Source organism: Spirosoma daeguense (assembly GCF_054776875.1).
This window is the reverse complement of the sequence record NZ_BAAHBF010000001.1, coordinates 1-15,791: the sequence shown is the minus strand read 5'-3', so window position 1 is coordinate 15,791 and position 15,791 is coordinate 1. Positions and strand designations below refer to the sequence as shown.

General features: G+C 47.7%; 9 protein-coding genes. 5 read left to right on the top strand and 4 right to left on the bottom strand.

Translation table 11 applies throughout. The features are described 5' to 3' along the window. The first annotated feature begins 57 nt into the window (after positions 1-57). A complete protein-coding gene (locus tag ACYVD4_RS00045; RefSeq protein ID WP_460941498.1) occupies positions 58-1,497 on the top strand; it encodes a serine hydrolase in 1,440 nt (479 codons plus the stop codon). Positions 1,498-1,525: 28 nt separating this feature from the next. Here the strand turns inward: ACYVD4_RS00045 and ACYVD4_RS00040 are convergent, their stop codons facing one another. The 4 genes from ACYVD4_RS00040 to ACYVD4_RS00025 form a co-directional block, all read right to left on the bottom strand. Next, positions 1,526-3,454 (bottom strand): helix-turn-helix domain-containing protein, encoded by a 1,929-nt coding sequence (locus tag ACYVD4_RS00040; RefSeq protein WP_460941496.1) that lies wholly within the window; start codon positions 3,452-3,454, stop codon positions 1,526-1,528. 241 nt (positions 3,455-3,695) lie between these two features. Further along, complete coding sequence (locus tag ACYVD4_RS00035; protein WP_460941494.1) at positions 3,696-4,370, bottom strand: peptidoglycan recognition protein family protein; 675 nt, start codon at positions 4,368-4,370, stop codon at positions 3,696-3,698. Positions 4,371-4,607: 237 nt separating this feature from the next. Further along, positions 4,608-6,164: a SusD/RagB family nutrient-binding outer membrane lipoprotein gene (locus ACYVD4_RS00030; RefSeq protein WP_460941492.1), complete on the bottom strand. Its 1,557-nt coding sequence runs from the start codon at positions 6,162-6,164 to the stop codon at positions 4,608-4,610. Between the two features lie 12 nt (positions 6,165-6,176). Continuing rightward, the gene (locus tag ACYVD4_RS00025) at positions 6,177-9,218 is read right to left on the bottom strand and encodes a SusC/RagA family TonB-linked outer membrane protein (RefSeq protein WP_460941491.1); all 3,042 of its coding nucleotides are present in this window, start codon (positions 9,216-9,218) and stop codon (positions 6,177-6,179) included. A 434-nt stretch (positions 9,219-9,652) separates the two neighbouring features. Between ACYVD4_RS00025 and ACYVD4_RS00020 the strand changes: the two genes are divergently transcribed. From ACYVD4_RS00020 to ACYVD4_RS00005, 4 genes are all read left to right on the top strand, one after another. Continuing rightward, complete coding sequence (locus ACYVD4_RS00020) at positions 9,653-10,930, top strand: TolC family protein (RefSeq protein ID WP_460941490.1); 1,278 nt, start codon at positions 9,653-9,655, stop codon at positions 10,928-10,930. Positions 10,931-10,934: 4 nt separating this feature from the next. Further along, complete coding sequence (locus ACYVD4_RS00015; protein WP_460941489.1) at positions 10,935-11,120, top strand: hypothetical protein; 186 nt, start codon at positions 10,935-10,937, stop codon at positions 11,118-11,120. Next, positions 11,071-12,030, top strand: a complete 960-nt coding sequence (locus ACYVD4_RS00010) for an efflux RND transporter periplasmic adaptor subunit (RefSeq protein ID WP_460941488.1) — start codon at positions 11,071-11,073, stop codon at positions 12,028-12,030. The genes ACYVD4_RS00015 and ACYVD4_RS00010 overlap by 50 nt, the downstream gene beginning before the upstream one ends. 168 nt (positions 12,031-12,198) lie before the next feature. Continuing rightward, entirely contained in the window at positions 12,199-15,381 is a 3,183-nt protein-coding gene (locus ACYVD4_RS00005) for an efflux RND transporter permease subunit (protein WP_460941487.1), read from the top strand. Positions 15,382-15,791: the final 410 nt, after the last annotated feature.

The window sequence follows — 15,791 nt, the reverse complement described above, 5'->3', positions numbered from 1 at the left end:
GTAAGTTCCTGCAAAACAACGTAGTAAGAAGCTGTGAATAGCTTAGCCAACAAGACGATGAAAGCACTTTTTCTGGTTATCTGCCTGTTTCTCCTGTCTTTTTTATCCGGTAAAGCGCAAAGCAAGTCAGAACGTCTGGAGCAGTTGATGAAGACGTATCATCAGTTCAATATGTTCGATGGAAGTGTATTAGTGGCCGAAAACGGGAAGGTAATTTATAAAAACGCTTTCGGAATGGCGAATCGGGAATGGAAGGTAGCGAACACCACCGATACAAAATTTATGATTGGTTCTGTATCAAAACCGCTAACGGCTATTCTGACACTGATTCAGGTTCAGAAAGGTCTGCTGGATTTAGACAAAACGATAGCCGATTACCTGCCTCAGTTTTCGAAGAAAAACGGCAGTCGTATAAAAATAAGACAACTACTAAACCACACGTCGGGCCTGCCGAATTACGATATCATCAACGATTTCTTTCCCCGAATCAGTCGCCAGAATTTCAGCCGGGATGCGTACCTGAAACTATACATGGACTCCTCGCTTGTGTTCACGCCTGGCACAAATTATAACTACAGTAGCTGGGGATATTTTACGCTCGGATACATCATGGAGCAGGTGACGGGAAAGTCGTATGCGAAACTCATGAAAGACGATATTTTCGATAAAATAGGCATGGGTCATTCGGGTTCGTATTATCATACCCAGATTGTGCCGCAACGAGCATCGGGCTATGATTATAGTTTGGGCGGATTTACCAGTGCCGATTTTCGCGATCAGTCGAATACGATGGGCACTGGCGATATTTACTCAACCGTCGACGATTTATTCAAGCTTCATCTGGCAATTACCGAAAACACCTTATTGAACAAAAACCTGACCGGGCAAATGTTTACGCCCGGCATAAGGCCGTGGCGCTATGGGTTTGGCTGGTTCAACCAGCAATTTAAATACACCCCAACCGATAGTGTTTTTGCCAATTATCATCTGGGAATGACCGAAGGATTTCTGTCGTTCATGGTTCGTATGCCCGAAACCAATAGTCTGGTTGTTTTCCTCTGCAACAGCGCCCCAACTCATTTTTTTGGAATTGCTCAAAACCTGATGCGCATTCTTCATAATAAACCCGTTGTGCTGAAGCAGCCTGTGCATAAAGTTCTGGAAACCTCACTCGCCAATCAGAATGCAACGAAAGCCATTGAAGACTATAAACGAATGAAGGCCGACACCGCCCATTATTACATCGATTGGCTGGCGATGGATCAACTGGGAAATCAATTAGTTACTCTGAAACGCTATGACGATGCCCGACTTATTTTCGAAAACAACATTGCCGAGTTTCCGGGTCGGGATATTGCGCTGGTGAGTCTGGCAAAAACGTATGAAGCGTTAAACCGGAAAAAGGAGGCTGTTGCTACGTATCAGAAAGCGGTTGTCGTAAATCCCAACAATGAGGAGGCTAAAAACAGACTGAAAGTGCTGACCGTTCGTGACTAAAAATAGTGGGGCCAACATTCATTTAGTATCACTCGGGCAACTTAAACTGGCGCATAACTGCTTTGAACAATGGATGTGAATGATAGGGCTTAAAGGGCGGCATCACTTTCGTGTCGCGATACAGATATCCCCCGTCGGCAGCTTTTTTCAGATAATACATGCTGCTATCAGCCTGATTGAGTCCGGCAAAAACCACCGCTCGCTCGTAGTGAGATCGAGCGGTGGGGGCTTTTAACTCCTGAAGAAATTGGATGGCTTTGGGTCGATTACCGTTTTTAGCTTCACAATACAGTAAAATAGGTGTTTGCCCTTTATCGTCCGGGTTTTCAATTTGCGCTTGCCGATAGGCAGCAACGGCCTTACCATAGTTGGCCTGACACATCCAGTAATAGGCCAAAGCGCTCTGAAAAGAGAACGATTTATCAAAAAGTCCCAGTCCTTTTTCGATGCCTTCACGCGCTAAATCGAATTGGCCGGCCAAAGAGCAGTTAATGATATACACAGCCATAAAAATGGGGTGAAGCGGATCAAGCGAAACAGCCTGTGAACTGTAATGAATAGCCTCCTGCAAACGCCCGGTTGTGCGCATAAGTAAACCATACCAATGATACGCCTGAGCGTCGTTAGGGTTGTTCTGCAAGGCAATTCGAAACGCATTCTCCGATGCCTGCCATTGGTATGTCGAATAATACAGACTACCTAATACCGCGTAGGCGGTGCTATTGGTTGGGTCGAGTCGAATCGCTTTCAGGGCATTTTCCTCGGTCATTCTGTTCGAAGTCTGTGCATCTATCTTGGTCGAACCCATCAACAAGTGATAAGCCACGGCTTTCTGCGCATACAATTCGGCAAAGCTTGAATCGAGGGCCAATGCCTGATCAAGTCGGGAAATGCTTTTCGTCAAATCCTCGTCCATACGACTGACCTGCAATTGCTTGCCTTGTAAGAGCAGATTGTAGGCGTCGAGATTTTTCGTTCGGGCAAAGGCTAATTTTTCGGACGCCGACGTAGCAGACGGCACTTTCAATTGCTGAACTACATCACGGACAATCTGATCGGTCAGATTAAAGATGTCCTTGTAGGCCGTATTGTATTTTTTGGTCCATAACCGAATATCATTTTTTGTACTAATTAGATCGAGTTTTACCTGTATTTGATCCCTTGTTTTTAGTACGCTTCCTTTCAGTACGTTGTCTGCCTGTAACTCATCGCCAATCTGCCAGATTGTTTTTTTTGCATCCTTATACTTATCTGATGAAGATCGGGCAATAACTTTTAAGTTTTTAATGGTTGAGATCGAGGTATGCACATCGTCCATTATACCTTCACAGGCAGGGTTGCTGTTGGTATCGCCCAGGTTAAGAAAAGGAAGGATGACCAGCGATTGACTGGCCGATTGGGTGCTACGTTCGCTAACAGATTTGTATGACCAAACGTACCAACCGACCGCAATAATGACCAGTAACATAGCAACAAGGCTTCCATAAATCACTACGTTCCGCTTCCTTTTAAGAATTGGAGTGGAGGAGTTTACCGAAACAGAATCATCCACTACGTTGGGCAGCGGTGCTACGTCGGGTAAGGGTAGAGTTGGCGAAAAAACCTCAATTTTTGATGTCGGCTGGCTTAGCTGTTTCCTAAATTCGGAAGGACTGATCTTAAACTCATCAATGAAATACGTACTGAAATTCTGCGGATTAGTAAATCCCACCAGATCACCAATTTCAGAAATACGCAGATCGGTGGTTGTGAGAAGATGGCTTGCTCTACGTAACCGGCGTTTCCGGATGTAAAGTGATATCGAAAGGTCAGTTTGGGCTTTGAGGGTTCGGTGTAAATGCGAACGACTGACGCCTAATTTCTCACAAATGGTTTCGACCGTAAAAGAAGACTCATCGAGATGATCGTCAATCAACTGGTTGAGCTTCTCAATTAGTACTTTATCTGCCGTTACCATGTTGACTACTACGCTAGTCTGTCAAATATAATCGGTTGATGTGAGTTAAGTAGAATGACTTAGTAGCTTTGTTTGTAAGTAAACACATATCTCAATGAAAGAATATAAAAATTAATGTATTTGTTGGCTATTTGATTATTTGGGTTAATTGGAAGCCAGATTATTCTGATTCGTTACGACTGACATTATACAATACAGAACGTTTGAGGACTGAGTGAAAATACTCTATTTTTTTCGCCTGCTAAATCTGCTTGGGGCTGCCTTTTAAACTGAGGTCTTTTACACGGCTCCGTACTTTCCGCATAAACGATTTGCCGGGGTCTGTTTTGCCGGTGAGGTAATTCGGGTCGGTTTCTTTCCAGAGAGGAGTGCCAATAAAATCTTTGTATTCGTGGTGACCGATCAGGTATTCAATGCCTTTGTAATGGCGTTTCAGGTAACGTACCAGTTGCACATTGGCTTTCATCTGCGCTTTGGTGAGGTCGTTGTTGCCGATGTTTTCGATACCAATGGCGCAATAGTTCAGGCCAATGCAATGACGGGCAAAGGCCGTATCAGGAAGGCATCGGAAAATTGTACCGTCGCGGTCAACCAGAAACGGTACGGACGTATTCAATCGACTGGCAGCCTGAAGATCGGCCCGACCGGGTAAAATGCTGGGATTAAACGCATCGAACGTAGCTTCTAACGTTGGAATAGCCGTCCAGTGAAGCACAATCATTTTTGGCTTGATATACGGTTGAGCCTGTTCGATACCGTGCCGTTTCGACAGGTATTCGAGCGAGAGTTTCTTGCGCTCCTCGTCGAAAACGATTGGTTTGTCGATCATCCGAAATGTAGGTTGGGCGCAGGAAGTCAGAAGGATAAAAGCAAGGTAAAGGAAGGAAACGGGCGTGTTGAAAATGTGTGGTTTCATAGGGAGTAACGTATCGGACTAAAATAAAAAAGAAAATCCTCCAGTTGTCAGAGGATTTTCTAAACGGTCATTCTTAGAAGCTATTTGAGTTAAATTTTTGAGGTAGAAAACGATGGTTTTTTGTCAGTTTAAGGTTTGAAAAACCGGAGTTTAGCAGAGCTAAATGAGGCTTTTTTTAAGCCTTAAACTGGCGAAAAAGCGCTTTTTATGATCGAAAAGATTAACTCAAATAGCTTCTTAGGGTTGATTCCACCAGAGTGGTGTTCTCAGGCGTGTTTTTTCGGTGTTGTCGCCCACGTTTACCGGATTCCGGTTTTGCTCATTGGTTTCATAAACCATTGCCTGAATCCAGTCTTTCGCGTTGTTAGCGTCGAAAATAACCGTATTGAGGTTAGCCGGACGTTGCAGGCTTGGTCCATAAATATCGGTGCTATAATCCATCCGGCGCAAGTCGACCCAGGCTTCTGGATTCAGACACAACGTAATGTATTTCTGCCGCATGATATGGCTCAAGCCCTGCGTCTGATTAGCAAAGTGAGTCGCCAATCCATCGGCCAACTGAGCTGCCCAATACGTATTGATTTCGGCAGCCGTTACGCCCAGTTTGCGCATGTTTGCTTTAACACCTTCTTCGTAAGCGGTCAACGCACCTGCTACGTCGTTGGAGCGGAGCCGGGCCTCTGCTTCGATCAGTTTAACTTCCGAATACGTAATGAACGGAAATGGTGAAGCCGCTTTAGTGTAGAAACCGCTGTTGGCAAACTTACCGTAATCAGCCTCTGCCGTAAACTTACCCGTTCCTCCCTGACCACCAGCCAGACCTGCACCCGGTTTCAGGCCACGGTATTTGCCATCGGAAGGAGCGGGGCTCATGATGCGGCTGATACGTGGGTCTTGAAACTCCTTATCCGTAACCGGAAATTTGCTCAACATATCCACAAAAAACTGGGAATACGTGAAATAGCGAGGATCGGTAGCACTGGTGAACCCGCCCCAGCTAAACCACGGATTCTGATCGGTTTGCTGCGCGTTGGCCAGATACGGAAATTCGGCATCCATACCATCTTTGTTGAACCCGTTGGTGCAGGCTTCAATAACTTTTTTGGCATCATATAGGCTTCCTTTTTTCGATAGATGGCTCAGATGCCGTGCTTTCAGCGACCACGCCAGCCGACGCCATTTATCGACATCACCCGCGTACATAATATCGCCACCAGTAGCATTCAGGGCAGTTTTATTCGTGGTATTATTGAACGCCACAACGGCTTCGTCCAGCATTTTGTCGATACTGGCGTAAACCGTTTGCTGGTCGTCCATTTTTGGGGTTAGTTTCACCTGCGAAACGCCGTCGTAACCTTCCGAAAGCACGATAGAACCATACTGATCGGTGAGCATGCCGTAGTTGAGGGCTGCCAATACTTTGCCCGCACCGACAAAGTGAGGAGATCCTTCTTTTTCGCCAAGCAGTTGAAGATCAATACAGTTTGGTAATGCCCAGGTGTAGGCATTCTGCCACAGGAAGTAAGACGCTGTGAAACGCCAGGTTTCTGCGTTCCGGTTTGTACCCGTAGTGAGCTTGGTAACACCGTGCTGCGTAACACCCGCAATTTCGCGCGCACCCCGCCACATCGCGGCTCCGTTGGTGGTGGTAATAGCCCCCACGAGTCGGTTAGCGGCTGGTACCTGCGTGGGCAGGTTTGGGTCTTTATTGACGTCCAGATAATCCTTACACGACGTAGTCAGTAAGGCCATACCCAGCGAAAGAAAATATATACTGGAAACAATTTTTTTCATGACTGGAGACAATTAAAGTGTCAGTTTTAACCCGAAATCGAAGCCGCGCGTGGCCGGAATACCCAGGTTGTCGAACCCGAACGAACCCGAACCACCAACGCCCGCACCACTACCTGATACTTCTGGATCGACACCCGAATACTTGGTGATCAGAATCAGGTTACGACCTGTAGCAAACAATTGCAGGTTGTTGATCGGCGTTTTGGCTAACAGACTTTTAGGGAGCGAATAATTCAACGTAACGTAGCGCAACCGATACCAGCCGCCGTCTTCCACGAAATCGTAGCCTTGTTTAGTGTAGAGCGTCTGGTAGTAGTTCTGATTCAGCGCAACCGCTTTGGTATTAGCTTCACCAGTCGATTCGATCAAACCCTCAAACACTTTCGTCTGACCGCGATCCAGCGTTTTCATACTTAAGCCTGAACCCACCAGTGAGTTTTCGGTTGCGTTGTATACATTCCCGCCAATCCGAACGTCGATCAGGAACGAAAGTGACAACGAGTTGTAGGTCAGGGTGTTTGTCCAGCCGCCCGTCCATTTTGGAGCGCGGTCGCCGATTGATTCCAGCGTTGATTTTACCTGCGGATAGCCGTTGTTGTCGAGCAGCAACTGACCCTGTGCGTTACGTTTCCAGACGTTGCCGTTAATGCCGAATAGCGAACCGCCGAGGAAAGCAGCTCCCTGTGCTACCGAACCCGCTACCCATGCATCCGACAATTCAACGCGGTCTAACGTACCGGGAAGAGCTTTCACCGTAGCTTTGTTGTGTGCAAAATTGAAATCAGACGACCAACTGATTTTGCCACGTACTGGCTGCACATTCAGCATAAATTCAACCCCTTCGTTATCAATCTGACCACCATTCAGATAAGCCAGAAACGTACTGGATGAGGGTGGTGTACGCGTTGCCAGAATCTGATTGTCGGTGCTGGTTTTGTAGTACGCAAAGTCTAAACCAATCCGGTTGCGCAGGAAACGAAAATCAGCGCCAATTTCGAACGAATTGGTGAACTCAGGTTTCAGCGTTGGATTACCGAAGTAGTTGTTTACGTTCGAAATAAATCCGCGTGGAGCAATCGTGAAATCGTTGGTTACCGTAGCCAACGTAGCGGCCAGTACGTGCGGAGGAGCATCTTTACCTACACGCGCCCACGACCCCCGGATTTTGGCAAACGACAGAAAATTGTTTTCCGACATTGCCCCCGTTTCTTTCAGCAGATCGCTCAGCACAAGCGAACCGCTAACCGACGGATAGAAAAACGATTGATCGGATACAGGTAGGGTCGACGACCAGTCGTTACGTCCCCGGAAGTTCACAAACGCAATTCCTTTCCAGTCCAGATTCAAATCGCCAAATACCCCGACGATACGTCGGCGTTGAATATTCTGCGAAACCGTCCGATTGGTTTCAATTACGTTGTTGATGCTTGGAAAGTTAGGGTCGATAAAATTACGTCCAAACCACGTAACACTCTGCCGACGAGAATCTTCGGCGTTGTTTCCCACTGTGAAACTAGCGTTGAAGTTACCGAACGATTTTTTCGCCGTGATAAGCAACGTAGACGTAGTGATCTGGTTGTTTGTACTCGATTGTGAAATAGCCCCTTTCTCATCGCCAATCACCATCGAACCTGTTGAACGGATGCTGGTAAAGTTGTCGGTGTAATAATCTGTACCCAACCGATACGTAATGTTCAGGAAGCTGAACGGGTCGTACGATACGTTCCCGATGGCAATAATCCGGTCGACAGCGCTGGTAATGGGCTTGTTCCTAATGCTCCATTGTGGGTTATCATTAGCCGCAATGGTACGTTGCGTACCGTCGGGTTTCAGATAATTGTTCATGTCGTCGTTACGTGGCCAGTACACCGCACCCAGCACACCGTTTGCACTTCCCTGCGATACGTAGGCGCGGTTCGTTTTTATGTAGTTGGCACTTCCGCCTATCGAAAATTTAGTGCCTACTTTGGTATCAGCGGCAAGGCGGAATGAGTTACGAACGAAGTCGGTATTCTTGACAATACCTTTCTGATCGAAACGCGAAACCGAGCCATAAAACGTCGACCGTTCGCTGCCGCCACTAACCGACAGGTCATGTTTCTGCGTGAATCCCTGCTGGAAAATGCTTCCCAGATTGTCGTAAATCGGCTCATTGGCTTCGAATTTCGTTCCCCACGAACCAACAGATGCGGCATTGAAAGCACCTTGTTCACCCTGTTTATAAACCGACTGAAGTTGCGGTAAACGGTTCACTACGTCGAACGAGAAACTGTTCGAATAGTTGATCCGAGCTTGTCCTGAGCTTCCCTTTTTAGTAGTGATAACGACAACACCCGATGCGGCCCGCAGACCATACAAAGCCGCTGCCGCTGGCCCTTTCAACACCGTAAGGGTTTCAATATCCTGCGGATTGATATCAATCGCACGGTTCGATGAAGGGGCCATATCGGCGGTTAATCCACCTTGCCCAACCGGCGTGGTGTTATCGATTGGAATACCATCTACTACGTAAAGCGGCTGGTTATTGCCGCTCAGCGAGGTGCCACCCCGAATCAGCATGATCGACGAAGCACCCGGTGCACCGCCCGAGTTCGTAATCTGAACACCGGCCACTTTGCCCTGTAACGCATTGACAATGTTCGGCTGCTGCGACTCGACAATCTCCTTTGACTTTACGTTCTGAACCGAATAGCCTAGGCCACGCGCTTCCTGCTTGATACCAAACGCCGTAACCACCACCTCGTTCAGACTCTTCGAATCGTCTTGAAGTGTTACGTTGATGGTGTTCGATTTACCCACAGCAATTTCCTGTGTCGTGTAGCCAATGTGGCTAAAAACCAGTGTTTTGCCCGGTGCGACCTGAATTGTGTACTGCCCATCCGCATTTGTTGTTGTGCCAACCGTTGTGCCTTTTACGGCGATGGTTGCCCCCGGCACTCCGCTATTGTCGGTACCGGACGTGATCCGTCCACTCACCGAAACGGTTTGTGCCCACCCCTGACTAGTAATTAGTAGAAAACTTGTCAGAAGGAGAAAGAGTAGTGTTTTTCTCATAAATTATTCGTTATTTTTTTATTGAGTAAATATACAAGTAAGTCGACCTAAAGCCATGTTTTTTGGTGCTTTATTCGTTAAAAAGAAATAGTTTATTTGGTAGAGAGCCTGTTAGTTTCGAATTTATTTTGTTGATTATATACTGAATACGATTTTATAAAGGTATAGTTACCATTATGACTATTGCTCTAGTAATTGTATTGAAACAAGATTAAGTGATACTGTAAAAAGGGTAAAACTGAGTGATTGAAGACTAAATGTTTATTGAATTTCTTGCTTTCTAAACGTATCAAAATCAGTAATATCGAAAAGGGTTCTGCAATCTGCTTCCAGTTTTTTAATCAATTACTTAAGTATATTTAACTATATTTTAATTGTAAACAGATGTTTTGCGGGCATACAGCTTGTTACTTTGTCGCGCCTTTTATAACCGAATGACGCTACGAATAATTATATATTGCCTGCTGCTTGCTGGTATACTAAGTAAGAGTGCCGCACAAACCACGCTTACCCTGCGGCAAACGCTTCAGCAAGTGCGCACAAATAGCCCGGTGCTACGTGTCGAGCGCCTGAATATAAATACCGCTCAGGCCGATCAGGTAACGGCTAATCTGCGGCCAAATCCTGTCCTGAATAATCAGACGCTGATTCAGTTAACGCCTACGCCGGGAGCCGAGGGTATTGGTACGTTGAATCGGCAACGTCGGCAATTCTGGTTGCAGGCCACCAAAGAATTTGATATTTACAACAAGCGAACGTATCGCAACCGATTTGCCGAAGCGAACACCGCACTGGCCACACGTAGCGTTGACGAAACGGCCCGGAATCTGCTGTTCGATGCCGCTAACCGACACCTCGATGCATGGTATGCGCGTATACAACTGGCTATTTTACAGCGCGCTAAATCCAATACCGATACGTTGATTCAGCTTAACAAGGTCCGCCTGAAAAATCTGGTTATTACCAGCACCGATCTTACCCGCACGCAACTGGTTTCAGATCAGTATGACATCCAGATACGAACGGCGCAGCAAGATTTAAAAAACCGCCTGAACGAGCTGCGGCTGGTGCTGGGCGTAGCTGACAGCATCAACGTAGCCATGAGTGACTCGATCATCCAGCCAGACTTTAATCCATTGCATCTTTATCCAACTGTAAACGTGAATGTCGATAGCCTGCTTCGGTTGGCTTCGACCACACGTACCGATGTGCGCGTTGCTGAAGCTAACATAGAATCGGCCCGACGTAATATCGATCTTCAGCAGGTGCTGGCTAAACCACGTAACGAAGCGGGACTGATCTGGAACCCGCAGAATGCTGTTCCGTATGCCGGTATATTTTTGACGATTGAGCTACCTGTCTATAGCCGTAATCAGGGTGAAATTCAGAAAGCACGAGTATTGCAGGATCAGGCCGGACAGGCCGCTACGTTGGTACAAACCCGCATTCGGTCGGAAGTTGAAACGGCTTATCAGTCGTTCATGACCAGCCGCCAGAATATTGACCGTTACGTTGACATCCGACGCGATGCCGACCGCGTGCTGGCTTCTGTTCGGTACGCGTACTTACGAGGAGCCACTACGTTGATCGACCTGTTGCAGGCGCAAAGCTCATGGTTCGATACCCAAACGGCGTATTACCAGAATTTATACACGTATCGACAGAACTACGTCCGGCTACTCTACGTAACCGGGCAAATTAACTCGTATTAAATCAATGAAAAATAGAGTCTTCGATAGCCTCTGGCTGTCGGTTGTTGCCGGATGGGTTGTGGCTAGTTACTGGCGTAACTCCGACAGCCAGAGGCTATCGAAGACGTATAATTCTACATTTCTCATTACCAACGTAGCGCATGAAAGCCCACTCTATACTTTTACTGGCTATACTGCTAACCGCCTGTAAAGAAAAACCAAAGGCGGTTGTCAGTTCCATACCTCGACCGGAAATCAGTACGGATGGGAAACGGATTACGTTCCCGGATTCGGTGATGATGCGCCCGTTTGCCACACAGTCGTCGCGAGCTTCATCGATACGTACTGATTTTATGGCGCCCGGACACGTAGCGGCTATGGTGCTACGTTCGGTGGAGAACCCGGCCGAGCGGCTGGTTTTGTTCGATGAACCCAGCTTAGCCGACAATTATACAGCCATTTTGCAGCACCGCATCAACATCCAGACGGAACGGGGTAATCTGGAACGGGTGAAAGATTTGCAGGCGCATGGTGCGGCATCGGGTAAGGAAGTGATTGAGGCACAAACCCAACTGGCCAATGAAGAAGCGGCTATCATGTCGGACGAAGCGACGCTGAAACTGGCCGGTTTCGATCCTAAAGAATTACGTCGGGCGGCTCCCAATACGGTGTTGGTGGTTTGTGAAATACCTGAAAATCAGTTTGGAGCGATTCGCCGGGGATTAACCTGCGTATTGAATTTTACGGCTTTCCCCAATGAACGATTTGCGGGACGTATCGACAACGTAAACGATTACGTCGATAATACCACGCGACAGATTAAACTACGTATTTCGGTCGACAACCCCGACGGCCGACTGAAAGCTGGCATGTTTGCGACCGTAGCGTTTGGAGTGACCGAATCAGGGAAATTCATTACCGTTCCGCGCGATGCCGTTGTTACGGTTCAGGGCCGTGATTATGTATTTACCCGCGCTGGCAAAAACACAATCGAACGGCGACCTGTCCAGCTTGGGCAACAACGCGCCGACCAGATTGTGGTGCAAAACGGCCTTCGAGAAAACGATGAGGTGGTCATTGCCAACGTAATGCAATTGAAAGGCTTGAGTTTTGGGTATTAATAGATAATGAAATTAGTGAGGGTAGCCGGGCCGCCGAAGCGGTACTTAAACCTGCCCAGTTAGGTTTCTCAAAACCTAGCGTTGCCCAGTGTTATTCATTAGGTTTTGAAAAACCTCATTGATCAGATGTAAGCATCTGACCTCACAGAATTAGGCATTCCTGCGCTTATGATTCAGAAATTAATTACGTTTTCGCTTAAAAATCGCTGGATCATTGTCGGTCTGGCGGTGGCCGTGATGGGTCTGGGATTGTGGTGCTTCAAACTGCTTAAGATTGAAGCTTACCCCGATATTGCCGATACCAACGTCATTATCATTGCCAAGTACGACGGTCGGGCCGCCGAAGAAGTAGAACAGCAGGTTACCATTCCGATTGAACGGGTGCTCAACAGCGTACCGCACGTAACAGACCGCCGGTCGCGAACCATTTTCGGGTTGTCGGTTGTGCAGTTGAACTTCGATGAAACCGTTACGGATTACTTTGCCCGTCAGCAGATTATCGAGCGACTTTCCAGCGCTGAACTGCCCGATGGGGTAAACCCGGAACTGGCTCCACTGACTACGGCGGTTGGTGAAATTTATCGCTACGTTATTGAAGCACCGTCGAGCATGACGCCCATGCAATTGCGTGATTTACAGGATTGGACAATTATTCCGCAACTGCTTCAGGTACCGGGCCTGGCTGATGTAACAACCTTTGGTGGGCCTATAAAACAGTATCAGGTTATTCCCGATCCGGCCAAACTGCGAAAGTATAATCTGACCTTGCAGGATGTGATCGATGCTGTTCAGAAAAATAACCAGAATACGGGCGGGAACGTCATTTCACGCGGAGGACAGGGCTTTGCGGTACGTGGTTTGGGTGCCTTGAAAACGCCCGAAGATGTACAGCATATCGTCTTGAAAGCCAACGAAGGCGTTCCGGTTTTACTACGTGACGTAGCGAGCGTCGAAATCAATCCACCGTCGCCGTCGGGGATTTTAGGCTATCGGATTCCCGATGAAAATCTGGATGTTGTTGGTGCTACGGAGGGGATCGTGTTGCTACGTCGGGGCGAAAACCCCAGCGAAGTCTTGGAACTCCTGAAAGCAAAAATCGCCGATCTTGAAGCCCGCGAATTGCCCAAAGGTGTTCACCTCCGCATTCTCTACGACCGTGGTTTTCTGATTGACCATTCGCTCGAAACGGTTGCACACACGCTTATTGAGGGCATTTCGATTGTTGCGATTCTACTGGTTCTGTTTCTGGGAAGTCTGCGGGCGGCTCTGGTTGTTACGGTCACGATTCCGTTCTCGTTGTTATTTGCGTTTATTTTGATGAAACTGGTCGGTATTCCGGCCAATCTGCTGTCGTTGGGCGCTATCGACTTCGGTATTATTGTCGACGGAGCCAGCGTTATGGCCGAACACCTTATAAGGCGATACCGATCGTCGGGGCCAGCCGAACGAAATCAGGGTATTGTGAATGTAACGTCACGTTCGGCGGGTGAAGTAGCGCGGGAAATCTTCTTTTCCGTTACCATCATCATTCTGGCCTATATGCCGATTCTGTTGATGCAACGGGTTGAAGGTAAGTTGTTTAGCCCGATGGCATTGACGTTGTCGTTTGCTGTAATCGGTTCGCTGATCTGCGCGCTCACACTGATTCCTGTACTCATTTCATTCGCGTTTCGGAAAGCACTTGCGCCCGACGGAAAGCCGTTGAAAGAACACAAAAACTTTCTGCTTTCACCGCTGGAACGAGGCTATCAATGGCTGTTACGTTCGGCGTTGTTCCGGTTTCCACGAATGGTTGTTGGCGCAGGGATGGCGGTTGTACTGGTCATGATTGGTTTTGGTCTGAAACTGGGTACCGAATTTTTGCCAGAACTCGATGAAGGCTCCATTTTTATGCGGGCGTTTATGCCGTCGGGCATCACGATTCAGGAAAACGCGAAAATTGCGCCCAAAATCCGCGACATCATCAGCAAGTACAAGCCCGTCAGTTTTGTGATTACCCAATCGGGACGTAACGACGACGGCACCGACCCCTTCCCAACCGACCGTACGGAGATTCTGGTTGGTCTGAAAGATTACAGTACCTGGTCGGATTCGGTGGCGAAGAAAGATATTGTCCGGTCGATGCAGAGTGAGTTACAGGAAGCGTTTCCGGGCGCGTTTTTCTCATCGGGACAACCGATTATCGATCAGGTAATGGAGATCGTGACGGGTAGCGCGGCTGATCTGGCTATTTCGATAGTTGGCAACGATTTAACCCTGATGCGCGCCAAAGCCGATAGCATTGCCGCGCTGGTGAAAGCTATGAACGGGGCTGTTTCCGTCAATATTGAGCAGGAAGGTCCGCAGGATCAACTGGCGATACGTATCAACCGACCAGCCGCTGCCCGATACGGTATCAACGTAGCAGAAATCGAAAACATGATCGAAGCCGCCATTGGTGGTAAAGCTATCGGCTCGATTTATGACGAAGCCAAACGATACGATATTATGGTCCGCTTTACGCCCGAAAGTCGCGGGAGCATTGATGCGATTCGGTTGTTACAGGTTCCGTCGGCAACGGGTGCGCTGATTCCGATGAGTGAGCTGGCCGACATTCGCTACGTGCAGGGCCAGACCAATATTTACCGCATCAATGGCAAACGTATGGTGACGGTCAGAACCAACATACGAGGCCGCGATCAGGGTGGTTTCGTGCGTGAAATCAGCCAGAAAGTTGAGCAACACGTTAAAATTCCCGAAGGCTACAGCGTCATTTACGGCGGTCAGTACGAGAATCTGGAACGGGCGGGCGGTCAACTGGCGATTTCGATTCCGCTGACGATTGTCGTGGTGTTCCTGTTCCTGTTTATGCTATACGGCAATGTTCGTGATACGTTGCTGACACTCACCTGTTTGCTGTTTGCGCTGGCGGGTGGTATTGTAGCTTTGTTGCTACGTGGGTACAACTTCAACGTATCGGCGGGCGTTGGTTTCGTCTCGATTTTTGGTATTTCGGTAATGGCGGGCGTTTTGCTGGTGTCGGCGCTGAATCGCAATCTGATCGATAATCCGAAGTCGTTGCTGGAGATTAGTATTGAAACCGCGCAGGAGCAATTCACAGCCATTATGGCAATTATGGTAGTAGCAATTATCGGTCTGGTTCCGGCGGCTATCTCCAGCGGAATCGGTTCTGACGTACAGCGTCCGTTAGCCACCGTAATCATTGGCGGACTTACTACTACGTTGCTTTTTACACCCTTACTGATTCCACCATTATTTTATCTGGTAAACCGGAATCGCCCACGCCCAACGCCACTTGATTCAACGGGTCACCATATTCCCGAACCCATCGAAGAAGGAACGGAAATTTGATGAATAATGGGTAATAGTATCTCAGATTGAAAATTAATGCTTAACTGTATAAGCCATAGGTTTCTAAACCCGACAGACTTAAAGGTGGAGACTATTTATTAACTCATTGTAGACTGAGTATTCAACTGATAGTTGAACTGACAGACTATTTTTCGCAGCGGAAACTTTTAGCTGGTTTGATTGTTACAGTAGAAGTCCTATAGCTCAATCGGATAGAGTTCGCCCTTGATACGGGCGAGGATGCGGGTTCGATTCCCGCTGGGAAGTGGAATAACTCTTCTTCCCAGCGCACAACCCTAAAGCTCTGTTGATATAACAGGGCTTTTTTTATTTACTGATGTTACGCAGCCTTAGCTAATAGAGTAGATTGACTTTTGAGACTGTTAAGGTTTCGTAATGCTAATTTCATC

Coding starts and splice junctions, on each gene's coding strand:
- ACYVD4_RS00045 (WP_460941498.1), top strand. CDS start 58: ATGAAAGCACTTTTTCTGGTTATCTGCCTGTTTCTCCTGTCTTTTTTA.
- ACYVD4_RS00040 (WP_460941496.1), bottom strand. CDS start 3,454: ATGGTAACGGCAGATAAAGTACTAATTGAGAAGCTCAACCAGTTGATT.
- ACYVD4_RS00035 (WP_460941494.1), bottom strand. CDS start 4,370: ATGAAACCACACATTTTCAACACGCCCGTTTCCTTCCTTTACCTTGCT.
- ACYVD4_RS00030 (WP_460941492.1), bottom strand. CDS start 6,164: ATGAAAAAAATTGTTTCCAGTATATATTTTCTTTCGCTGGGTATGGCC.
- ACYVD4_RS00025 (WP_460941491.1), bottom strand. CDS start 9,218: ATGAGAAAAACACTACTCTTTCTCCTTCTGACAAGTTTTCTACTAATT.
- ACYVD4_RS00020 (WP_460941490.1), top strand. CDS start 9,653: ATGACGCTACGAATAATTATATATTGCCTGCTGCTTGCTGGTATACTA.
- ACYVD4_RS00015 (WP_460941489.1), top strand. CDS start 10,935: ATGAAAAATAGAGTCTTCGATAGCCTCTGGCTGTCGGTTGTTGCCGGA.
- ACYVD4_RS00010 (WP_460941488.1), top strand. CDS start 11,071: ATGAAAGCCCACTCTATACTTTTACTGGCTATACTGCTAACCGCCTGT.
- ACYVD4_RS00005 (WP_460941487.1), top strand. CDS start 12,199: ATGATTCAGAAATTAATTACGTTTTCGCTTAAAAATCGCTGGATCATT.